Consider the following 22,064-nt stretch of genomic DNA (forward strand, 5'->3'; position numbering starts at 1 on the left):
TAGTGGCAAATTTAATCAAAAAAATTAGCCTTTATGGCTTTCTCTCTAAAACTTCAAATTGGTACAAATAACCATTTTTATCGTCGCGTTGATGACTTTCCTGATGAATGACTTGCCATTGCTCAGACAAATAATCAGGAAAATAAGTATCACCTTGTAGTTCTGCATCTATATGAGTCAAATAAAGCCGATCAACTAAAGGTAACGCCTGTTGATAAATATTTCCCCCCCCAATAATAAACGCTTCATCAACATGCCGTGTTTGAGCTAACAATATAGCTGCCTCAATCGATTGCACCCAACTTACATGCGGAGTTGCGTGACCTCCTATTGCTGCTTGTCTTGAAATAATAATATTGTGACGGTTAGGTAATGGGCGCCCAATAGACTCAAATGTTTTTCGTCCCATAATAACAGGTTTATTAAGCGTGTTTTTTTTAAACCAAGCTAAATCCGCAGGTAAATGCCAAGGCATTTGGTTATTTAAACCAATAACACGATTATGCGCCATCGCCACAATAATACTTAAAATCATTTTTGTTCCTTTATACATAACCTAAAGATTTAATACGATTATTTACATTTTCAGGAAACACCGTCTGACTCCAAAGCCGTTCACTTAAAGAAAGTAACGATTCTTTTTGACCTGCAACAATCCAATTAGCTAACTCGGTAGCCACATCAGGATAAATTATTTTTTTTGGAGAAGGTAAATCAAGCCAATACTTAAGTTTGATACAGTTTAAATTTTCCATAACCGTTGCCATATCAAGAGATTGCAGACATTGTGCATTATAAATTTGCTCAAATTGCCCTGAAACAGGTTTAGTCAAAATCTTTTTACCTAGCGCTAAAGCTTCTGAAATTAAGGCAAAACCTGTATTTGAAATAATACCAGAGCAACTAATTAAAGCGTGAGTAAAGCTATCTCGCCCAAGCGGCTGCAAAGATACATTGCTATATTTATAAGACTGCTGGACATCAGGATGGAAACAAATAAAATGTTGATTTTGAAATTGTTTTAACATAGCCATGATTTCATCTAAGCCTTCAAACGGCAAATAAACCACAACATTACCGTCTTCTGTTGGCATAGTTTGGAATGTATCAATCATTGGTGGTAGTAATTTATGCCCAAAATGGAACCAATGTAAACCAATCGGCTTTGTAACAGGTGCATAATATTTCATAATGACATTAGCAATCAGCCCATATTCTTTAGGCTTAAGATATTGACATACCGCCTGATTGCTTATCCCTAAACACTCTCGATGCTGATGATGCGCCGCCCAAGCACTCACTGGTTCAAAATCGCTAATAATGCAATCATACTTTGATAAATCTAGCTCACGCACATCTTTAATAAGCCGAAATGCTCGTATTCGTTGTACAGTCTTCCGAAAATTAATTTTACCATTAAGCGTTGCAAAAGAGACTCCTCGATAAGTTTTATAATCTCCAAAAGCTTGCATATCAAAATAGTCTTTAGGATCTCGCCCACTAAAAATATAATCCACATCAGCACCAGCTATTTTCAAAGCTTTAGCTAATGTTCTACAACGACTGACATGGCCATTTCCTGTTCCTTGAACACCAAAGAGAATTTTCATATCAATATTATTTGCCAATTATTATTAATAAATATCATACCAGAACACTTTATAATTATCTTATTTTTTTACTAAAAAACACATAAAAACCAAAACATAACTTAATATACATAGACAAGCCAGTAAATTATCTAATTAAATTAATAAAGGAAAATACAAATTGGTTAATTAATTAGTTCATATAAATAAAATCAACCATATAAAAATCATTATGAAATAAGCAGTTATAAAAAATAATAAATGTTTTTTATTTTTGTAATAAATGCTAAAATATTGCGTTATGATCGTCATTTACTACTGGCAAAAACTGAACAAACGGTTGATCATTAAAACCGCTTTATCACACTTATTATTAGGTGCAATTGCTGCTGGGTTCAGTTTGTATCAACACGAAACGCTTCCCTCAGAAGCTCCTGTTTCGCAAATTGGGATTATTGCAATTGCATCCATTGTGCAAGATAACCAAGAAGTAGATCGAAAAAAATCACAAACGCTACCGCATGCACAAAAACAATGCATTGTAGCGATCTTTATCACACCCAATGATATTGAACTTTCATCCAGTAAAGTTATTCGACTATCTCCTTATAATGGCATAAGAGCTGGGCCCAACACTACCGCTTAATGCATTTATAACTCAAATAGAACTAATATTTATATAAGGTTAATTCCTTATATCCGCATTGAAAAAACAAGAGAAAAGTTATGTTATTAAAATTATTAACAAAAGTATTTGGTAGCCGCAATGAACGCGTACTAAAAAACATGCGCAAGAGAGTTGAAAACATTAATGCACTTGAACCAACCATGGAAGCATTAACCGATGATGAACTAAAAGCAAAAACCACGGAGTTTAAACAAAAAATTGCTGCTGGAACCCAATTAGATGATATTTTAGAAGAGGCTTTTGCGGTAGTACGCGAAGCGAGTAAACGTGTATTTGGCATGCGTCATTTTGATGTACAACTAATTGGTGGTATGGTACTCAATGAACGCTGCATTGCAGAAATGCGTACCGGTGAAGGAAAAACCTTAACAGCAACATTACCTGCCTATTTAAACGCATTAACCGGTAAAGGCGTGCATATTATTACAGTTAATGATTACTTAGCACAGCGAGATGCTGAAAATAACCGCCCTTTATTTGAATTTTTAGGTTTAACAGTTGGAATCAACCTGCCAAATATGCCTGCACATATAAAACGCGAGGCTTACAATGCTGATATCACCTATGGTACGAATAATGAATACGGCTTCGACTATTTACGCGATAATATGGTATTTAGCAAAGATGCTCGAGTACAGCGTCCACTGCATTACGCTTTAGTCGATGAAGTCGACTCAATTTTAATTGATGAAGCGAGAACACCACTGATTATTTCAGGTCAAGCCGAAGATAGTTCTGACAGATATATTAGTGTTGATAAGATTATTCCTTATTTAACCAGTCAAGAAAAAGAAGACTCTGATCAGTTCCAAGGGGATGGAGACTTCTCTATTGATGAAAAATCACGCCAAGTAAATTTAACTGAACGTGGATTAGTAAAAGTTGAAGAATTACTTATTAAACAAGGCATCATGAAAGGTGATGAATCACTTTACGCACCGAACAATATCGTATTAATGCATCACGTTAACGCCGCACTGCGCGCTCACCACCTATTCCATCGTGATGTTGATTATATTGTTAGAGATAATGAAATTATCATCGTTGACGAACATACAGGCAGAACAATGGATGGGCGACGCTGGTCTGATGGTTTACACCAAGCAGTTGAAGCAAAAGAGCACGTTAAAATCCAAAATGAAAACCAAACGCTTGCTTCAATCACTTTCCAAAACTATTTCCGTTTATACGAAAAATTAGCAGGCATGACGGGGACAGCTGATACAGAAGCATTTGAATTTAACCAAATTTATGGTTTAGATACGATTGTTATTCCAACTAATCGCCCAATGCAACGAAAAGATCAATCTGACCTTGTCTATATGACCGAAAAAGAAAAGATTAAAGCAATTGTTGCGGATGTACAAGAATGTGTAAAACGCGGTCAACCAGTTTTAGTTGGGACAGCATCAATTGAAAAATCAGAGCTTGTTTCGCAAGCATTTAAAAAAGCCGGTATTAAACACAATGTTTTAAACGCCAAATTCCATGCTCAAGAAGCTGAAATTATTGCTAATGCTGGTAGCAAAGGCGCTGTGACTATTGCCACCAATATGGCCGGGCGTGGTACCGATATAATGCTGGGTGGAAACTGGCAAAGCGAAATAGCAAAAATCGAAAATCCAACCCCAGAAGATATCGAAAAAGCCAAACAAGCTTGGCAAGTAAAACACGAAGAAGTGATTGCATTAGGAGGGCTGTATATTTTAGGTACAGAACGTCATGAATCACGTCGTATCGACAACCAGTTACGTGGTCGTGCTGGTCGTCAAGGTGACCCAGGTGCTTCACGTTTTTACCTATCACTTGAAGATCCGTTAATGCGAATCTTCGCCTCTGAACGTGTAGGTAACATGATGCGTAAACTGGGCATGAAAGAAGGTGAAGCCATTGAACACCCATGGGTAACTAAAGCCATTGCCAATGCGCAAAAGAAAGTGGAAAGTCGCAACTTTGATATACGTAAACAACTTCTAGAATATGATGATGTTGCCAATGATCAACGTAAAGTTATTTATCGTGAACGAAACGGCTTACTGGATAATACCGATATAAAAGATACTATTGATTCAATCCGAAACGATGTATTTAATACGCTAATTGACCAATATATTCCACCACAATCAATTGAAGAAATGTGGGATATTCCGGGGCTTGAATCGGCGCTAAAAACAGACTTTGACTTAGATTTACCAATAGCAAAATGGTTAGATGAAGAACAAAATCTACATGAAGAAACACTACGCGAACGTATTTTACAAATGGCACAAGACAGATATTTAGAAAAAGAAAATACTGCTGGTGCTGAAGCATTTAGACACTTTGAAAAAAGTGTTATGCTACAAACACTTGATACGCTTTGGAAAGAACATTTAGCTTCAATGGATTATTTACGTCAGGGTATTCACCTACGTGGTTATGCGCAAAAAGATCCAAAACAAGAATATAAGCGAGAATCATTTAATATGTTTGCCAGCATGTTAGAATCATTAAAATATGACGTTATCGGTATTTTAAGCCGTGTACAAATTCGCTCACAAGAAGAAGTAGACGAAGCCGAACGCCAACGCCTTGCCGAAATGGAAAAATTAATGGCTAAGCAGCAAGCTAACCATGAATCACTAGCCGGTATGAGTGGTGAAAGTGAAGCGCAGCCAACTAGTGCACCACAACCAATGGTACGCTCACAATCCAAAGTAGGACGCAACGATCCATGTCCTTGTGGTTCAGGTAAAAAATATAAACATTGTCATGGTGCTGTTAATTAAGACAAAAATTTAGTATTATCGAATAAATTGATGTTTAAATCACCGATTAAAGTCGGTGATTAAATAAAAAAGGAAAGCTTCTACTTTCCCTAAATTTAAAGATAAACAGACAGAATTATGAAAAAACATACTGAAATTGCTGTAGGTATTATTCGTTCACAAAATTGTCAAATTTTTATCACCCAACGCGGCGAAGATTCCCATCTTGCCGGTTTTTGGGAGTTTCCGGGTGGGAAAATTGAGAACGGTGAAACCCCATATCAAACCTTACTACGCGAAATTGCCGAAGAAGTCGACATTCACATCCATCAAGCCCAATTCTTAAAAGTCTTTAAACACAGTTATGAAGATCGCAACATCACCATCCATGCTTATTTAGTCGAAGAATGGGATGGCGTTCCTTTTGCTAAAGAAGGACAACCAAGTCGTTGGGTTGACCAAGAAGATCTCAATGCTGACGAATTCCCAGACGCCAATAGGCCAATTATTGAGATGCTAAAGAACTTAGATAAGCAAATTTAGTGCTTTTATTTTTATAAAAAACAAATAAAATCAATATCTTTCCTGACCACTTTTTGCAAGCTAAATGGTTGTTATTAGGGGCTCTATTCATGATTTTATGGGTTTGTTAGCTATCAATATCTTGCCTAGGTTGTATAAACGCTTGATTTTACTTGAAAACGTCAAAATAAAAACTTCAATAAAATCAATACCTTTCCTGACCGCTTTTTAAGTGGCAACTAGTCCTCTTTTAACAAAAAAGCAACTCAAAAAAAACACTCAAGGTTATTTGGATTGTATCGTCTCAGAGTCAGCATATGCCGACAGCAAAGCATATTAATACACCACAGGAATGTTTGGCGTATTATTATTTATCAGGAACAATTTGAACATCATAGCAAAACGAAAATGGCCTTGAAGAGACAAGCATCAGGATGATACGATTAGCGTAACCGCAGACTTACATTACGCAGCCAATGACACCTTCGGCGTCGTCTGCCGGGAGGCGCTTTTGGGGATTTCAGTCATTAAAGCGCAAGGCTGGCAAGCCAGCCCCGCTCGGCTCCGCAACTCAGGGACTTGTTTCTTTGTTATATTACTCTCTATTGGATTCATAAGCGTCCCCACGCATAAAGATTAAGAACTAAGGCGTAATGCAAACAGCTGGATGTTCGCCGTCCTCGTATCTGGCGACGTAACCATTCATCGAGTTGACATCAAACTTATTGTCAGATATCACATCACTCGTCCAGTAGCCAGTGAAAAACATGAAGTCAGCATCGGGGTAATTGTTCATTCCACCCCACTCAGTGAAAAAGCCTGCACCTATTCGACGCTGAAAATAATTAGTACCTGACGACGGCGTGGCGCCATCAATCCCTCCTAAACATGGAAAATTCAGATTCACACCACATTTCGCATTGGTTAAATCCTTTATCCTAGGCAGACGATAGCCCAAACTACCACACCATTTTATTTGACCTGAAACAGTATCTATTATACTACTTCGATTGACGAACCACTGCCTCAACTTAAATCCATACTTGACCACCACATTACCTCGACTATCCTTACCCTCTAACTCAAAAACCTGTGGTAAACTAGGTCTACTAAGTGGACTAGGATTATCTGATTGTATTTGAGTGCTATCTGCCCTAGGACCACTTAACTGAACACGAGCGAAAACTTCTCTCCTATCAGGGATAGGAATCCAAGTTTCATTAGGAATTACCATTGTTACGGTAGCCGTTATGCCACTACGCGTGACTGGAGCCCACTTCAACTTACTTACATCAGTCCCACCACCTACAGCTAAATAAAAATACAACCCATCAGCACCCGTAGTAGGAAAATTAAGTCCATAAGATGAAGAACTTGTTGACTGAACCAAAAAACCCTCATAAGTATTCCATATACCAGCAACGTTAGCCCAACCGCCAAGATATGGCCTTGCATAACAAACTCTAGGCTGATTCAAATTGATATAATACGTCTTTTCCTGAGCATCAAGATAAGAAGCACGAGGCACCCCATACCGTGTCATTAAATTATGCCTTGTATTACTTAATATTACCTCATAAGGCCCCTTACATACATCCACTGTATCACTACGACTTACTGTACTACCATACTTATTACGAATACTCATCGATATACTTCCGGTCGCCGTTACACTATACTCCACAGGCGGTCGATTAGTACCCTGACCATCCCCATCATCATCCCCCCAATTACCTTGAGCAATTAAGTCACTAAAACTCATGGTATTTTTCCCCGATGGCACCAGCGTGTGTATATCATCAAAAGTACTTATATTCCTTACCAGCATTGGATTTGTTCTACTTGAGGTATCGGATGAAGGGATGACCCTCGATCCATCTGGCAACGTGATGGCCAATACATCATTTATTGTCGCCCTAGTTCGTCCCCCATCAAACGTCAAATACGGTGCACTACCCTCAATAACCCTTGTGGTTTTCGCCGATAACGCCTGCGAATCAAACGAATACGACAATAACGACAACGGCGCAAAGGCTAACTGAGATAAGGAGGGTAAGAACTTGAACCTCGGCGATTTCTCTAAGTCTCGTGATAAAAATAAGCATTCCATCTGTTTTTGACTACAGAGATAATTAAATAAATTTAATACATAGGCTTGGCAAACCTGAGGTTTGATGCTCAAAATGATACTGAAACAATTCTTCATAATGTCCTACCTATCAAGTAACTTTTGAATTTTATTTTCAATAGTTTTATATTGGTTTTATGCTCTATTTGAGTGATTATTTATTTCAAAGTATAACTAGTTAAAAGCAGATAACCACTTTTTTTTATTAAAGTTTTGTAATGTTTTGTTAGTTTTGGTATTGAAACTTTAATTGGAAAAACTTGTTAGGTACGTGTAAATAAATATTTTTTTATAAGAAAACAGCAATTTAAAAAACATTAATAAAATCAATGATATTTTTGAACGTTTTTTTGGCTAATTTTTTTAATTGTATATATATTAGTTAACAATTGATAGAACAAAAATCGATTAAACGTATCTATTTTTAAACAAACTGATTATGCTCTTGAAAGTAAAAAATTAAAAAGTATATAATTCCTTCCCATTTTTTGGGGGTACTTATCATTAAAAATAATGATTTATAAAAAGTTAAGGAATTAATTATATGAAAGAATATAAGGTTATTGTTTTTCAAGAAGGAACTTTGTCTTCGTTACTTTTGGGTAACGCTAATGTTAATGAGGTTAAATTTACTGAAGCCTTAAATAAGAATGCAGAACAAGGTTGGCGAGTTGTTACGATGGAAAAAGACATGCGTCGCTTATTTTTATTTTGGAAAAGAGAAGCTTATTTAGTGGTACTTGAACGAGAACGAAACTAAATAAACCTAAATTCGCTTATCTATTTTTACACATAATTTGTCTTACAAAGCAAAAATAGATAAGGAATGTCTGATAGTTAGATTGGGAACCAATGCAGTTATTCACTCGCCTAAATAAACTCAACTTCATCTTCATACACAAAGTAATATCGCTTATTTTTTTATAATTAAGTATAAGTTTCGATACAAGAAGCTAAAAAAACTAGGATTTACGCTGCAATCTTTGCTCCGCTAAGGCAAGGAAAATGATGCCAATAATAATACATAACGCGCCTAACAACCGAGTGATGGTAATTTGTTCATCAAAAACAATAACCGATACCAGCATAACTGTAACCACTTGTAAATGAGAAGCCGCAAACGCAGGACCTACTGGTGCTTTTTTTAATAATACCATCCAAGTAATAAAAGCCCCTGTATAGCCCAGCATAACTAAGTAAGCCCAACCATAAGTAAAAATTCGGACTAACCAATCAAAACTAGCTTCAAAAGGCAAGGCTGATAGTGCGGTTAATTTAAAACTAGTTTGCCCAAAGGTGTCAAAAAATAGCAGTAAAATAAAACCGATGATGTAAAATTTTTTCATTAAGTGAGCCCCACTAATACTACACCAGTCGTAATAAAAAATATCCCCACGATTCGGAACAAAGTAAGGTGTTCTTTAAATAAAATCCGCCCAGCTAACATCACTGTGATAATATTAAATGATCCCAATAAAATGCCTGCCGATAATGGCACTTGACTTAAAAACGCCAACCAAAAAATAAACCCAAGAAAGTAAGCACTAAAGCCGATCCAAAGCCAGAAATTTCCAAATAATTTTTGCCAATAATATAAGCCTTGCTTTTTTTGGGATGTGATCGCCGCATACTTGAACGCTATTTGCCCAATAGTATCGCAAACAATATTTATTAACCAAAGGACAATAATTAAAGTTGACACTGCTGACAAAGTCCATGTATTTCAAGCACGCTATGCTTTATTAAGAATTGATTTTGGTGCGCAAGCTGTTTTAGCTGTTCTTCGATTTGCTCAGAGTGTTTTTCAATAATTTGTTGGCATTTATCGCAAATCAATAAAATAGAAATATGTTCTGGGTCTTGAAAATGTGGGCAGATAATATAGCTATTCGAAGATTCCACTTTGTGGATAAAGCCTTGCTCAAGTAGAAATTCAAGCGCACGATAAATTGTTGGCGGTTTAGCTTGTGGTTCGCTGACTTTAAGTAGATCAAGAAGATCATACGCACTCATTGCTTTATTAGCCGTTAACATGATGTCTAAGACAGTTCGACGTTGCGTTGTCAATTTAATACCACGTTTTTTGCATAAAGTTTCAATCTTTTCAATTAGCATATTATGCATTCGGTTTCCTTTGCCTTTAGTGATGATTTTTTTGTGTCGCTTTTTTTCGTCTTATTTCTTTAGGATCATTGATTAAAGCACGGTATAGTTCAATACGATCACCATTTTTAACCAATTCATTAAGACCACAACGCTTTCCATAAATGCCAATTAAATGCTCATCTAATTTTATTTGACATATTTTTAAGATATTGGATTTTGTAATTGCTTGCAAGACGTTCGTTTGCTCGTCGACATTGCAATCAATGACTGTCGAGTTATTCGGTAACGCATAAACAACTTGAATATTAATCATCTTGATAAATCTGCCTTGCTCGTTTTGAAAACGCATTAACCATACCTGTCATGACTTCTTTAAAAACAGGGGTAAAAGTCATACCTAATAATTTATTTTTGAACTCAAAATTTAAATTAAAACTGATTTTACTTTTGTTTTCAGAAATTTCAACAAATTGCCACTGCCCCGATAATTGTTTAAATGGACCATCTAAAAGTCTCATATCAATTGAATTAGGTTCATTGATTTGATTTAATGTCGTGAACGATTTTTTAAAGCCAAACTTTTCAACCTCAATAAATGCAGCAATAGTGTTATCTTGTTTTCTAATAATACCTGTTGCTATACAATCAGGGACAAATTCTGGGTATTTTTCAATATCGTTGACTAAAGCAAACATTTGCTCAATTGAATAAGGTTCGATAACTTCGTGAAAAACATGTGCCATAATAATAAAATAAAAAAATAAAATTAGTAGCATATAATATCACGTAACTCTATAATAACGCACATTATGACTAAGAAAAAATCACACAAGCCAGGTTCAGCAACCATAGCATTAAATAAACGAGCACGCCATGAGTACTTCATTGAAGAAGAAATCGAGGCGGGCTTATCCCTGCAAGGCTGGGAAGTCAAATCACTGCGAGCAGGCAAGGCCAATATTAGTGATAGCTATGTTCTACTCAAAGACGGTGAAGCATGGCTGTTTGGGGCAACCATTACACCGCTAAATGTCGCCTCGACGCATGTTATTTGCGAACCAATGCGTAATCGTAAGTTACTACTAAATGAGCGAGAGCTCAATTCATTATTTGGTCAAATTAATCGCCAAGGTTATACCGTTGTTGCCCTTTCTTTATATTGGAAAAACGCATGGGCAAAAGTAAAAATTGGTATTGCCAAAGGGAAGAAAGAATACGACAAACGCACTGATATTAAAGAACGTCAATGGCAAGTTGATAAAGCACGCATTATGAAAAATGCAAATCGATAATACGTTATTACTTGGTAAAGCATAGGTCTAGTGGTGACGTATATTTTGTGGTTTGATAAAAAATGCATGGTTTTTAATTGATTAAAGTTAAGTAAGTCATCAATTACATTAATACAATGTATGAGCCATACTTTGAAAGTCTTGTGCAATAGCATTAATCGGATAGTAAGAATAATTAAGATAAATATTATAATCATAAGAACACAAACAAATCTGTTGCGATTTGGAGTCTACTTCAACTAAATAGCTCAGCACTTCTTTCAGTAAAGTGCCTGTTGAATGTTGAGTTGGATATTGACTATCATCATCAAGATAGAACTTAAATTCCCCTTCTCCCCACCAGTAACAATCCAAAGCTGTTAATCCTAAGTAAGTACCAACATAATAGCCATAGCCTTCGATATTATCTAATAATACATAATCTTCGGCATAATTAGTTACTCGTTACGCCATTGAACATGAAAATAAAGTAGTACTTCAAATGTTTTAAGCATTAAGGCAATTAATAGTTAAAAAGAAATGCTGTAAATCTGCTTCATGTTCATTTTGAATTTCAATCCTCGCTTTTCTATTAAACGGCATTCTAAAATAGTTATTAAATCCACCTGTTGGATTGACCACAATTGGCATTGAGTTAATATCACACCGTGCGCCAAAATCATTACAGAAAAAATCATCGATTGGGCTTTCGACTGATGGTACTTTTTCATCATCCCAATAAATGTGGATAACAACATCACGTAACACAAAACATGACCGCCGTTTCTAAAAAAACTTGAAACGAATTTAATATGCCATATAACCGATAACAATCATTGATATAGTCAAACTGCTAAATAAAATAAACAGGGAATAGCTGTTGATCATAAATATTATAAGTTCCAAGCATATAAATAACAAATATCCAGAATTTTTCAGTGTAAAGACTGATATAATTTCATTAAAACTTAGCTTGTTTTTTTGGAAGACAGCTTCTGATGATTGACTTAAATCGTGTTTAAAATTGAGATTAAGTAGCATAAAGCAGATACCTACACCCGATGCAGTCCAAAAATTTGTGGATTAAGACTAATTAACATACCGGCAATAAAGGTTCCTACTGCATAAGCGATACACGCCCATGTGCAACATTGACCAAAGTAGAAACCAAAAACGCGGCGATTTTTTCACAGTAAGAGTCAATTAACCCCATTAATACAATCCAACCAAAGCCTAAAAAGAAACTACCAAATATGACACCAACGTAAAAACTATGCTTTAGTAGCAGTTCATAAACATAAATTAATGTAGGCGCTGCTAATGTGATAATAATACTTTGAAACCAGATAAGCTGTTTTTTCAGTACTAATTTATCGTGATAAACACCATCCACAATCATAAGAATGAGCGAGACAAAATAATTAAATAAATAATGCCAGTGTGTTTTACCGTTAAACCAGTCTCCTTATTTAGCATAGCATAAGACGAAAAAACGAAACTACCTGTAGCGTAATTCATAAAACTATAACAGGAAGCAAACCAATAAGACGGCTTATTATAAAATACACTTGTCATAATTTATCCTATAAAGAGTGAACCACTGCAATTGAGTATGCAGAGCTAAAAATTTAGCTTTAAAAGGTTTATTGGATAAATGTGATCAACATCAAAATTATTTTAATATTCTTACTAATAAAAACATCTGAACCATAAAATATAATATTTAATATCAATTATTTATATGAAAATAAAATAAATTTTTTATAAAAAGGGAGATATATTAAAACTAACCAAGATGTAATATAAACGATGAAAAAATAAAAAAACAAATTAAAAACAGAAAAATATTATCCAGACCACAATCGAACAAACAATTCCTTATCTAAATAAATTTTTTCTCTACTATCAATATAGCCATTTTAGTGAAATGACTTATTCGTTAGTCATCTTTATGATTGTTACCCAGACTAAGATAACTAAATGAATATATTATTAAATAATTTATAGAAAGAGGTTTTGTATGCCTAAAAAAAATAGTCGTGTTCGATTCCACATAGCAATACTTATGTTATTTGCTATTGTGATTAATTATTTAGATAGAACTGTCATGTCTGCAGCTGCACCTATTATTGCGATTGATTTAGATATTTCACCTGAAGCAATGGGATGGATCATGTCTGCATTTTTCTTAAGTTATGCCTGTTGTCAAATTCCTGCTGGCTTCCTTGCAGATCGTTTTGGGCAAAGAAAAACTCTTGCAGGGTCGGTAACTTGGTGGTCTTTAGCAACTGGTGCAACGGCATTAGCAACCTCCCCTATCGGTTTTATTTTTGCTCGGGTGTTTATGGGCATTGGAGAAGCTGCAGCATATCCTTGTAATGGGGGAATAACCGCAAAATGGTTCCCTGATAGAGAAAGAGGACGCGTAACTGCACTATTTGATAGTGGTTCACGTTTCGGCACGGCATTTGCGATGCCTCTTGTTGTTTGGATTATTGCTGCTTGGGGGTGGCATGCGGCGTTTTTTATTTGTGGAGCTTTAGGTCTTATTTGGGTTGTTTGGTGGATATATATTTACCGAGATCCAGAACAACATCCAAGTATTAGTGCAACAGAATTAAAATATATTCGTGACGGCCAAATCAAAAAAGAAGGGATCGATACCATACAACCAATGAAATGGTATCAATTATTAAAGTATCGCAATGTGGTTGCTATGTGCATTGGATTTTTTATGCTTAATTATGCAGTCTATTTTTTCATTACTTGGTTCCCTACTTATTTAATGAAAGAACGAGGTTTAAGTTTAACAGAAATGGGCTTTTTGGCTATGTTACCGCCTTTATGTGGTATAATTGGACAATGGATTGGAGGGTGGTTAACTGATTTTATTTACATAAAAACCAATAATATCAATCTTGCTAGAAAATGTAATTTGGTCGGAGGAATGTTAATTGCAACCTCAATTTCATTTGCTGGCTTAGTTGATTCTATAACCATAATGATGGCTTTACTTTGTATTTCATATATTGGTCTTGCCTTTGCTGGTTCAGCTATCTGGTGCCTACCTGGCGATGTAGCACCAAGAAATATGACATCCGTTTTAGGAGGGATTCAAAATACGGTTTCAAATTGCGGAGGAATATTAGGTCCAATTGTAACAGGATACATTATTGGCGCAACAGGCTCATTTATGTATGCCCTAGTGGTTTCAGGTTGCGCTTGTGCAATAGGCGCGCTTGTCTACTCACTTGTATTAAAAGATATTAAACCGATTACAGAAAATCAATCTACTTTATAACTTAGCCATTTTATTAGAAAATCCTATTAAAAATATTCGATAGGATTTTCTTAAACTCCTATTATTATAATAACATTATTGAGAAAATAATATGGGCAGAAGTCAAGCATTAAGGCAAAATACCATTAATCAATTTATTGATTGCATTAATAACAAAATATTATCTTTTCCATTACCTTCTATTTCAATTCTGGCTGAGGCTTTTAATGTTAGTAGAACAACTATCCGAGCAGTACTAGAGCATTTATGCAAAAAACAAATCCTACTGTTTAATAATAATGAATACCATTTATTACGAGAACCAACAAATGAGGATAAGATAGTCTGTACTTTTGAAAAAAGAGCGGTACAAGATAAAAATTTTGAAACCTATTTTTACCATTTAATAAATCATAAGAAGTTATTGCCTGGTGATAATTTTAACGAAATCCAACTTGCTAAAGATACAAAAGTAAATCCCGTTGTGGTACGTGAATTTTTATTACGTTTTTTACACTACGGGCTTATTAATAATATAAAAAAAGGGGAATGGGAATTAGTTACATTTGCCAAAGATTATGCAGAAAAACTTTATGAATTTAGGAGTGTGTTAGAAATATTTGCACTTAAAGCATTTATGGCTCAACCAGATAATCATATCAACTGGATAAAAGCACGAGAATTATTACAACGTCATAAAAATTTTCAGAAAAATATACAAGATGAATATACTCTTTTTTCAACACTTGATCGTGATTTTCATCAGTTAATTTTATCTTGTAATGATAATCCGTTTTTCATGCAGTCTTTTGATTTAATTTCGGTCATATTTCATTTTCATTATCAGTGGGATAACAGCAATCTAAAAGAACGTAATAGTATTGCCGTATCAGAGCATATTGCTGTTTTAACAGCAATTTTACAAAAAAATGAACAAGCGGCCATCGCAGCGTTGTGTCGTCATTTAAATACAGCAAAAACATCAATGCAAGAGTCAATTGGTCGAACATTAGCTATAAAAAACAGATAAAAAACAAAAAAATTTTATATTCAACACGAAACAATTAAAAAAATAAATACTACTTTGTATCTTCTTTTATAGTTCTCTTTACTTACTACCTAATAAATTAATTAAAGAGAACTATACCATGGTTAAACAATTAAATAGATCTAATTTTTCTGGACCAAATTACCCTGAAAAGATTATCCAATTCGGTGAAGGTAATTTTTTAAGGGCTTTTGTCGATTGGATCATTGATAATCTAAACCAAAAAACAGACTTCAATAGTGGTGTAACAATTATCAGGCCTATTGATACCCATCACCCCTCAATTAACGAACAAGATGGACTTTATACAACGATTATTCGAGGTCTTAATGAACAAGATGATGCTATTGCTACTCCTCGAATTATCTATTCAGTTAATCGCGAAATATTGATATATCAAGATTATCAGTTATATTTAAAATGTGCACAAAATCCTGATTTAGAATTTATTTTCTCAAATACCACTGAGGCAGGAATAGCATTTAGCGAGAAAGATAAAGCTACCGATACGCCACCAACAACCTTTCCTGCTAAATTGACCTGTTTTTTGCATCATCGATTCAAATTTTTTAACGGAAAGAAAGATAAAGGTTTAATCATTATTCCATGTGAACTAATTGATTATAATGGCGAAAAACTAAAAGAGTTGGTACTAAAATATGCAAAATTATGGCAACTTAGTAATAGCTTTATTGCATGGATAAACGAAAGTAATACATTTTGCTCAACGCTAGTAGATCGTATTGTAACAGGTTACCCAAAGGATGAAGCCACTCAACTTGAACAACAACTAGGTTACCAAGATCGATTTTTAGACACAGCAGAATACTTCTATTTATTTGTTATCCAAGGACCAAATTGGTTAAAACAAAAATTAAAGCTTGATCAAGTAGACCTAAATATTTTAGTTGTTGATGATATTAAACCTTACAAAGAAAGAAAAGTTGGCATCTTAAATGGCGCCCATACAGCAATGGTTCCCGTTGCGTATCTTGCAGGACTACGCACTGTAGGACAATGTATGGATAATTTGCAAATTGAAACGTTTGTGAAAAATTTGCTTAACCAAGAAGTTATCCCAACGCTATCTTTGGATAAAGAACAACTAAAACAATTTGCAGATGAAGTATTAAAACGTTTTAAAAATCCATTCATAAAACATGAATTAATATCTATTTCACTAAATTCACTAACGAAATTTAAAACTCGCTTGTTACCGCAGTTATTAACCTATAGTAAACAATTTAACCAACCACCCAAATATATTTCTTTTTCATTAGCTGCACTTATTGCTTTTTATCGTGGAAAGTACCAAGGTCAAACTATTTCATTAACTGATGATGCTCATTTATTAGCAAAGTTTAATGAATGGCAACCTCTTTATCAAAATGATGTAAAAACACTAGTCACAAATGTCTTAAAAATGACAGAGCATTGGGGAGAAGATTTAAATAACGTCACTGGATTAACTGATTTAGTAACGGAAAATTTGAAAAGTATTTTATCCCACGATATTAAAAACTATATTCCAAACAATTAAACATTAGGAGTCAATTAAATGCCTAAAATGAAATATATTGTTATTCCAGAACCAGGAAAAGTTGAAATTAAAGAGATGGAAAAACCAACGTTACAAAAAGGAGAAGCGATCTTAAAAGTATTATATGGTGGGATTTGTGGTTCAGACATGGGAACGTATAAAGGGACTTTCCTTTATGCCAGTTATCCTCGTATTCCTGGCCATGAATTCTCGGCCGAAGTTGTTGAAGTCCAAGACAATGATCATGGTATCCAAAAAGGCATGATAGTTACAGCAAATCCTTATTTCAACTGTGGTCAATGTTACTCTTGTCGACGTGGATTTGTTAATTGCTGCACAAGTAATCAAACACTTGGCGCACAACGCGATGGTATTTTTAGAGAATATTACAGTATACCAATTGAACGTATTTATGATGGTAAAGGATTAGATGCATTAACACTTTCCATGATCGAACCATTTTGTATTAGCTATCATTCCATTCAACGAACATCAGTAAAAAAAGGAGATAAAGTCTTAGTGGTTGGCGCCGGACCTATCGGCTTATTTGCAGTTATGGCTGCTGTATTAAAAGGTGCTGAAGTTTATGTAAGTGATGTAATGCAATCACGATTAGATAAGGCATTATCACTAGGTGCAAAAGGTGTTATTCGAACAGATAAAGAAAATTTTGAGGAAAGAGTAAAAAAACTCACTCAAAATGACGGTTTTGATGTTTGCATTGAATGTGCAGGACTACCACAAACTTTCCAAAACTGCATTGATGCAGCAGCTTTCCGAGGACGTATTGGTTTAGTTGGTGTAAGCAAACAAAAGTTAGATTTTGCCTTTACCCAAATTCAAACAAAAGAGTTGGATATTTTTGGATCTCGCAATGCCCTAAAAAACGACTTTATCGAATTAATTGATTTAGTCAGTTCAGGAAAATGTGATGTCAAAAAAATCATTACCGATGTATATGAGTTAGCTGATGCTGAAAAGGCATTCCAAGAAATGCGAGATGATCCAAGTGCTCGACTCAAATCAGTCATAAAAATCAGTTAAAACAATAACAATCTGCCAATTTTTTCCGCTACCAAACGTAGCGGAAATGAGCATTTATAGGAATTAGCTATGAAAAAAACAATTAAAATCAATGATAATGATAATGTCATTATTGCATTAGAACAATTACATCAAGGCGATAAAATCATTAGTGAACTATTGGTAGATCAACATCAAATTACTGCATTACAAGATATCCCTGCCGGTCATAAAATAGCAATAAAACCAATTGCACAAGGTGAAAATATTATAAAATATGGTTTTCCAATTGGCCATGCCACACAAGCGATTCAAGTTGGTGAGCATGTTCATACGCATAATGTAAAAACTAATCTTGGTGCACTTAATGAATATCAATACCAACCGGCTATAGGACATATTTCAACGCAATTTAGTGATAGAGAAGTCAAACTTTATCGAAGAAAAAATAAAGATGTTGGTATCCGTAATGAGCTTTGGATTATTCCTACAGTTAGCTGTGTTAATGGTATTGCCGCACAGATTCGTAATCAATTTTTAGCCGATATTTCTCAAGAACTTTTACAAAAATCATATAATTTTGATGGTGTTTATTTACTTTCTCATCCCTATGGTTGTTCACAATTAGGTTGTGATCATCAAACAACCAAAACTATATTACAAGATATGGTTAAACATCCTAATGCAGGCGGAGTTTTAGTCATTGGCTTAGGTTGTGAAAATAATCAACTCAATTCTTTTAAAGAAAGTCTTGGAGAGTATGATAGCGAGCGAGTACGCTTTATGATTGCTCAAGAAGTTGAAGATGAAATAAAACAAGGTGTCAATTATTTATTTGAAATCTACCAAATAATGAAATCAGATCAACGGCAATTAGGTAAACTAAGTGAACTTAAATTTGGGCTTGAATGTGGTGGTTCTGACGGCCTATCTGGCATTACAGCTAATCCTCTATTAGGTAAATTTTCTGATTATATAATTTCGCATGGGGGGACAAGTGTACTAACAGAAGTTCCAGAAATGTTCGGCGCGGAAACAATTTTAATGTCTCGTTGTGTCAATCAACAAATATTTGAAAAAACCGTAAATATGGTTAACAACTTCAAACAATATTTCATGTCATACAATCAACCTATCTACGAAAACCCCTCTCCTGGTAATAAAGCAGGAGGTATTACTACACTAGAAGACAAATCTCTAGGTTGTACGCAAAAAGCAGGTAATAGTACGGTTATTGATGTATTAGAATATGGTGATAGACTCCAAAAAACAGGCTTAAATTTATTATCTGCACCCGGTAATGATGCAGTTGCAACAGGCGCATTAGCTGCAGCTGGTTGCCATATGGTGTTATTTTCTACAGGAAGAGGAACACCTTATGGTGGAGTTGTGCCAACCGTAAAAATTTCAACTAATTCAGCTTTAGCTCATAAAAAACAGCACTGGATAGATTTTGATGCAGGGCAGTTAGTAAATGGCATCAAAATGGATAAATTATTAGAACAATTTATTGATCTGATTATACAACTGGTTAATGGTAAACCCACATGTAATGAAATTAATCAATTTAGAGATTTATCCATTTTCAAAAACGGCGTGACTGAATAATTTCTTTTATTCTAAATCATGGCTCAAATTTAATCACAGTGATAACTCTAGCATAGAACAAAGAAGTCGGTCACAACAAATTAAATTTGAGCAAAAGAAAATCAACTAACGTTGATCATCAATTGTTACACCTGCCGGCGGAGTAAATTTAAATTTATTCGGTTCCACTTTACCTAGTACTTGATGAGACAAATCATAAAAACTACGTTGGCCATCTTCTTCAATGATAGTGAAATTTGAAATCATACCTGTAGGTAATACAGAAATAATAAAATCTTGATTAGATCCATCCGTCGGTTTAAGTGTAAATGAGTCTTGCTTGCGAGTCACTTGATAAACATCCCAAATTGGATTGTGGCTATCAGTAATAAGTAACATTAAACGATTATCAACCGCTTTTTTTAAATCCATTACGCTTACTTGCTCAACCGCTGGCGTATACACCCACATATTTTTTCCATCAGAAATAATTGAAGTTTCATCTGGCTCATTCATTGTCCAATTAAAATAGTAAGGCCTATTAACCCATAAATCTCCTTTACCGTCTTGCACAGGTTGATTATCTTCAGTCTTCACTTTTTGAGAAAAGCTTGCATAAAATCCTTCAATTTTATCTAAACGTTGTTGTAATACTTCTTTATCACCAGCCCATACTGATAAGCTCGCCAATAACCCAATTAACAATAAATACTTCTTCATACCCAATCCTTACTTTTCATCTAACAACTTAAATAAAGTCCAGTAACTAAATTAGTTCAAAATATTAACGTTTTTATTCTGATGGGAAAAGATATTTTCTTTTCTTTTTTCACTTATTAAATAACAAGTATATAATAGATTCAATTTATCAATTTGGATAATGACCTGCCATGCCGAGTATGTCTTTTGAATTTACCACTGATGAGTTTAAACCGTTAGCAGCAAGAATGCGTCCTAGAACCTTATCTGAATATATAGGACAAGCTCACTTGCTAGGTGAAAATAAACCGCTACCAAAAGCCATTGAAGCTGGTAATTTACACTCAATGATTCTTTGGGGGCCACCAGGTACCGGTAAAACAACATTAGCAGAAATTATTGCTCACCATGCGAATGCAAAAGTTGAACGAGTGTCTGCCGTTACATCCGGTATAAAAGATATTCGCGAAGCGATTGAACGAGCTAAAATTGATCAACAAGCCGGTATTCGTACTATTTTATTTGTTGACGAAGTTCATCGTTTTAACAAAAGCCAACAAGATGCTTTTTTACCCTATGTTGAAAATGGCACCATAACATTTATTGGCGCTACGACCGAAAACCCATCATTCGAACTCAATTCAGCCTTACTATCGCGTGCACGAGTTTATTTACTAAAATCATTAACCAACTACGACATTGAACAGATTTTACAACAGGCAATGAACGATCCCGAACGAGGTTACGGTAACCGAAATATTTTGCTGCCCGAAGAAACCAAAAAACAGATTGCTGAATTTGTAGGAGGGGATGCAAGGCGTGCTCTTAATACACTTGAGCTATTGGTTGACATGTCCGATGGTCAAGAGCTATCCCCTGAACTACTCAAGGAAGTAATGGGTGAACGCAGCGCTAGATTTGATAACCAAGGTGACCGTTTTTATGATTTAATTTCAGCTGTCCACAAATCGATTCGAGGCTCAGCACCCGATGCTGCACTTTATTGGTATGCTAGGATTATCTCGGCTGGTGGCGATCCACTCTATGTCGCCCGCCGGTTATTAGCCATTGCATCAGAAGATGTCGGCAATGCTGACCCAAGAGCGATGCAAGTGGCACTAGCAGCATGGGACTGTTTTACCCGAGTTGGTCCAGCTGAAGGAGAACGTGCAATTGCACAAGCAATTGTCTATATGGCTTGTGCACCCAAAAGTAATGCTGTTTATCTTGCTTTTAAACAAGCAATGAGTGACGCCCAATCTAAATCAGATTATGATGTACCCGAACATTTGCGTAATGCACCAACTAACTTAATGAAAAATTTAGGTTATGGTGCTGAGTATCGCTACGCTCATGATGAACCTAATGCTTTCGCTGCAGGTGAAAATTACTTTCCACCAGAAATGGCTAATACAAAATATTACCGGCCTACAACACGAGGGGCAGAAAAAAACTATGCCGATAAATTAGCATGGATAGATGCACAAAACCAAGCAAGTCCAATTCAACGTTATAAGTCTAAAAAAAATCAAGTTTAATTTCATGTTGTTACATAGCAATCCAATTAATCAACTAAAATTTGGTCAATTAGCAATCTTTAAAAAAGATACCATTTGACTAAATATCACGGCCTAATCTAAAATCGGCGACTTTTAAAATATAGTCATCATCTAGTAATTTCCTTAATTTCTTTTAGGATAAAAAATGATGAAAAGGAATTCAAAGATGAATCAAGCAGTAATAAAAAAACATTTAAAATCAGTCATATATACAACAATCTTATCGCAATTTTCCGAAATAAGTTATGCAAGTCTTAGCTCTCAAACAACTCAGGTT

The 22,064-nt window shown here is 35.0% G+C and carries 20 protein-coding genes and 2 pseudogenes; 11 read left to right on the forward strand and 11 right to left on the reverse strand.

Features of this window, described 5'->3' with window-relative positions; all coding sequences use genetic code 11:
- Window positions 1-31: 31 nt before the first annotated feature.
- On the reverse strand, window positions 32-535 hold the full coding sequence (folA, locus tag ACYH9I_RS09455) for a type 3 dihydrofolate reductase (protein WP_483560493.1): 504 nt from the start codon (window positions 533-535) through the stop codon (window positions 32-34).
- A gap of 10 nt (window positions 536-545) precedes the next feature.
- The gene (locus tag ACYH9I_RS09460) at window positions 546-1,610 is read right to left on the reverse strand and encodes an MJ1255/VC2487 family glycosyltransferase (protein WP_483560494.1); all 1,065 of its coding nucleotides are present in this window, start codon (window positions 1,608-1,610) and stop codon (window positions 546-548) included.
- 280 nt (window positions 1,611-1,890) lie between these two features.
- Here ACYH9I_RS09460 and ACYH9I_RS09465 point away from each other — a divergent pair, with 280 nt between their 5' ends.
- From ACYH9I_RS09465 to mutT, 3 genes are all read left to right on the forward strand, one after another.
- On the forward strand, window positions 1,891-2,235 hold the full coding sequence (locus ACYH9I_RS09465; protein ID WP_483560495.1) for a hypothetical protein: 345 nt from the start codon (window positions 1,891-1,893) through the stop codon (window positions 2,233-2,235).
- An 80-nt stretch (window positions 2,236-2,315) separates the two neighbouring features.
- Complete coding sequence (secA, locus tag ACYH9I_RS09470; RefSeq protein WP_483560496.1) at window positions 2,316-5,045, forward strand: preprotein translocase subunit SecA; 2,730 nt, start codon at window positions 2,316-2,318, stop codon at window positions 5,043-5,045.
- Between the two features lie 117 nt (window positions 5,046-5,162).
- Complete coding sequence (gene mutT, locus ACYH9I_RS09475; RefSeq protein ID WP_483560497.1) at window positions 5,163-5,567, forward strand: 8-oxo-dGTP diphosphatase MutT; 405 nt, start codon at window positions 5,163-5,165, stop codon at window positions 5,565-5,567.
- 622 nt (window positions 5,568-6,189) lie between these two features.
- On the opposite strand, the gene ACYH9I_RS09480 is transcribed toward mutT, so the two are convergent.
- On the reverse strand, window positions 6,190-7,752 hold the full coding sequence (locus ACYH9I_RS09480; RefSeq protein ID WP_483560498.1) for a hypothetical protein: 1,563 nt from the start codon (window positions 7,750-7,752) through the stop codon (window positions 6,190-6,192).
- 466 nt (window positions 7,753-8,218) lie between these two features.
- Between ACYH9I_RS09480 and ACYH9I_RS09485 the strand changes: the two genes are divergently transcribed.
- The gene (locus tag ACYH9I_RS09485; RefSeq protein WP_160403544.1) at window positions 8,219-8,434 is read left to right on the forward strand and encodes a DUF4177 domain-containing protein; all 216 of its coding nucleotides are present in this window, start codon (window positions 8,219-8,221) and stop codon (window positions 8,432-8,434) included.
- A 202-nt stretch (window positions 8,435-8,636) separates the two neighbouring features.
- On the opposite strand, the gene ACYH9I_RS09490 is transcribed toward ACYH9I_RS09485, so the two are convergent.
- From ACYH9I_RS09490 to ACYH9I_RS09510, 5 genes are read right to left on the reverse strand one after another with little or no spacing between them, the layout of a single operon-like run.
- Complete coding sequence (locus ACYH9I_RS09490) at window positions 8,637-9,020, reverse strand: DMT family transporter (RefSeq protein ID WP_483560499.1); 384 nt, start codon at window positions 9,018-9,020, stop codon at window positions 8,637-8,639.
- Entirely contained in the window at window positions 9,020-9,376 is a 357-nt protein-coding gene (locus tag ACYH9I_RS09495) for an EamA family transporter (RefSeq protein WP_483560500.1), read from the reverse strand. Before ACYH9I_RS09495 ends, ACYH9I_RS09490 begins: the two co-directional genes overlap by 1 nt.
- Entirely contained in the window at window positions 9,364-9,798 is a 435-nt protein-coding gene (gene zur, locus ACYH9I_RS09500) for a zinc uptake transcriptional repressor Zur (protein WP_483560501.1), read from the reverse strand. The genes ACYH9I_RS09495 and zur overlap by 13 nt, the downstream gene beginning before the upstream one ends.
- A gap of 16 nt (window positions 9,799-9,814) precedes the next feature.
- Window positions 9,815-10,093, reverse strand: a complete 279-nt coding sequence (locus tag ACYH9I_RS09505; RefSeq protein WP_483560502.1) for an RnfH family protein — start codon at window positions 10,091-10,093, stop codon at window positions 9,815-9,817.
- Window positions 10,086-10,556, reverse strand: a complete 471-nt coding sequence (locus ACYH9I_RS09510; protein ID WP_483560503.1) for a type II toxin-antitoxin system RatA family toxin — start codon at window positions 10,554-10,556, stop codon at window positions 10,086-10,088. The genes ACYH9I_RS09505 and ACYH9I_RS09510 overlap by 8 nt, the downstream gene beginning before the upstream one ends.
- 33 nt (window positions 10,557-10,589) lie before the next feature.
- Between ACYH9I_RS09510 and smpB the strand changes: the two genes are divergently transcribed.
- Window positions 10,590-11,072, forward strand: a complete 483-nt coding sequence (gene smpB, locus ACYH9I_RS09515; protein WP_483560504.1) for an SsrA-binding protein SmpB — start codon at window positions 10,590-10,592, stop codon at window positions 11,070-11,072.
- 108 nt (window positions 11,073-11,180) lie between these two features.
- On the opposite strand, the pseudogene ACYH9I_RS09520 reads toward smpB, so the two are convergent.
- Together ACYH9I_RS09520 and ACYH9I_RS09525 are read right to left on the reverse strand one after the other, a co-directional pair.
- Window positions 11,181-11,819 (reverse strand): annotated as a pseudogene (locus ACYH9I_RS09520) (DUF2961 domain-containing protein).
- 284 nt (window positions 11,820-12,103) lie between these two features.
- A pseudogene (locus tag ACYH9I_RS09525) lies at window positions 12,104-12,450 on the reverse strand (MFS transporter).
- Between the two features lie 621 nt (window positions 12,451-13,071).
- Between ACYH9I_RS09525 and ACYH9I_RS09530 the strand changes: the two are divergent.
- The 5 genes from ACYH9I_RS09530 to ACYH9I_RS09550 all read left to right on the forward strand — a co-directional run bounded on the left by ACYH9I_RS09530 (window position 13,072) and on the right by ACYH9I_RS09550 (window position 19,550).
- Window positions 13,072-14,352: an MFS transporter gene (locus ACYH9I_RS09530; protein ID WP_483560505.1), complete on the forward strand. Its 1,281-nt coding sequence runs from the start codon at window positions 13,072-13,074 to the stop codon at window positions 14,350-14,352.
- 91 nt (window positions 14,353-14,443) lie between these two features.
- Window positions 14,444-15,361 carry a GntR family transcriptional regulator gene (locus tag ACYH9I_RS09535; protein WP_483560506.1) on the forward strand — a complete coding sequence of 306 codons (918 nt, stop codon included), beginning with the start codon at window positions 14,444-14,446 and terminating at the stop codon, window positions 15,359-15,361.
- A 118-nt stretch (window positions 15,362-15,479) separates the two neighbouring features.
- Window positions 15,480-16,919 carry a tagaturonate reductase gene (locus ACYH9I_RS09540; RefSeq protein ID WP_483560507.1) on the forward strand — a complete coding sequence of 480 codons (1,440 nt, stop codon included), beginning with the start codon at window positions 15,480-15,482 and terminating at the stop codon, window positions 16,917-16,919.
- 27 nt (window positions 16,920-16,946) lie between these two features.
- Window positions 16,947-17,963, forward strand: a complete 1,017-nt coding sequence (locus ACYH9I_RS09545) for a zinc-binding alcohol dehydrogenase family protein (RefSeq protein WP_483560517.1) — start codon at window positions 16,947-16,949, stop codon at window positions 17,961-17,963.
- A 69-nt stretch (window positions 17,964-18,032) separates the two neighbouring features.
- Window positions 18,033-19,550 carry a UxaA family hydrolase gene (locus tag ACYH9I_RS09550; protein ID WP_483560508.1) on the forward strand — a complete coding sequence of 506 codons (1,518 nt, stop codon included), beginning with the start codon at window positions 18,033-18,035 and terminating at the stop codon, window positions 19,548-19,550.
- Between the two features lie 105 nt (window positions 19,551-19,655).
- Here the strand turns inward: ACYH9I_RS09550 and lolA are convergent, their stop codons facing one another.
- Entirely contained in the window at window positions 19,656-20,249 is a 594-nt protein-coding gene (lolA, locus tag ACYH9I_RS09555; RefSeq protein ID WP_483560509.1) for an outer membrane lipoprotein periplasmic chaperone LolA, read from the reverse strand.
- 179 nt (window positions 20,250-20,428) lie between these two features.
- Here lolA and ACYH9I_RS09560 point away from each other — a divergent pair, with 179 nt between their 5' ends.
- On the forward strand, window positions 20,429-21,766 hold the full coding sequence (locus tag ACYH9I_RS09560; protein WP_483560510.1) for a replication-associated recombination protein A: 1,338 nt from the start codon (window positions 20,429-20,431) through the stop codon (window positions 21,764-21,766).
- Window positions 21,767-22,064 lie beyond the last annotated feature (298 nt).

The organism is Gilliamella sp. X-23, from assembly GCF_057063545.1.

Bases quoted from the DNA above. Each gene is read 5' to 3' on its own strand.
- mutT (WP_483560497.1), top strand. From the start codon at position 5,163: ATGAAAAAACATACTGAAATTGCTGTAGGTATTATTCGTTCACAAAAT.
- secA (WP_483560496.1), top strand. From the start codon at position 2,316: ATGTTATTAAAATTATTAACAAAAGTATTTGGTAGCCGCAATGAACGC.
- ACYH9I_RS09465 (WP_483560495.1), top strand. From the start codon at position 1,891: ATGATCGTCATTTACTACTGGCAAAAACTGAACAAACGGTTGATCATT.
- zur (WP_483560501.1), bottom strand. From the start codon at position 9,798: ATGCATAATATGCTAATTGAAAAGATTGAAACTTTATGCAAAAAACGT.
- ACYH9I_RS09505 (WP_483560502.1), bottom strand. From the start codon at position 10,093: ATGATTAATATTCAAGTTGTTTATGCGTTACCGAATAACTCGACAGTC.
- ACYH9I_RS09530 (WP_483560505.1), top strand. From the start codon at position 13,072: ATGCCTAAAAAAAATAGTCGTGTTCGATTCCACATAGCAATACTTATG.
- ACYH9I_RS09535 (WP_483560506.1), top strand. From the start codon at position 14,444: ATGGGCAGAAGTCAAGCATTAAGGCAAAATACCATTAATCAATTTATT.
- ACYH9I_RS09490 (WP_483560499.1), bottom strand. From the start codon at position 9,020: ATGAAAAAATTTTACATCATCGGTTTTATTTTACTGCTATTTTTTGAC.
- ACYH9I_RS09560 (WP_483560510.1), top strand. From the start codon at position 20,429: ATGTCTTTTGAATTTACCACTGATGAGTTTAAACCGTTAGCAGCAAGA.
- ACYH9I_RS09510 (WP_483560503.1), bottom strand. From the start codon at position 10,556: ATGCTACTAATTTTATTTTTTTATTTTATTATTATGGCACATGTTTTT.
- lolA (WP_483560509.1), bottom strand. From the start codon at position 20,249: ATGAAGAAGTATTTATTGTTAATTGGGTTATTGGCGAGCTTATCAGTA.
- ACYH9I_RS09485 (WP_160403544.1), top strand. From the start codon at position 8,219: ATGAAAGAATATAAGGTTATTGTTTTTCAAGAAGGAACTTTGTCTTCG.
- ACYH9I_RS09460 (WP_483560494.1), bottom strand. From the start codon at position 1,610: ATGAAAATTCTCTTTGGTGTTCAAGGAACAGGAAATGGCCATGTCAGT.
- ACYH9I_RS09540 (WP_483560507.1), top strand. From the start codon at position 15,480: ATGGTTAAACAATTAAATAGATCTAATTTTTCTGGACCAAATTACCCT.
- folA (WP_483560493.1), bottom strand. From the start codon at position 535: ATGATTTTAAGTATTATTGTGGCGATGGCGCATAATCGTGTTATTGGT.
- ACYH9I_RS09550 (WP_483560508.1), top strand. From the start codon at position 18,033: ATGAAAAAAACAATTAAAATCAATGATAATGATAATGTCATTATTGCA.
- ACYH9I_RS09480 (WP_483560498.1), bottom strand. From the start codon at position 7,752: ATGAAGAATTGTTTCAGTATCATTTTGAGCATCAAACCTCAGGTTTGC.
- ACYH9I_RS09545 (WP_483560517.1), top strand. From the start codon at position 16,947: ATGAAATATATTGTTATTCCAGAACCAGGAAAAGTTGAAATTAAAGAG.
- smpB (WP_483560504.1), top strand. From the start codon at position 10,590: ATGACTAAGAAAAAATCACACAAGCCAGGTTCAGCAACCATAGCATTA.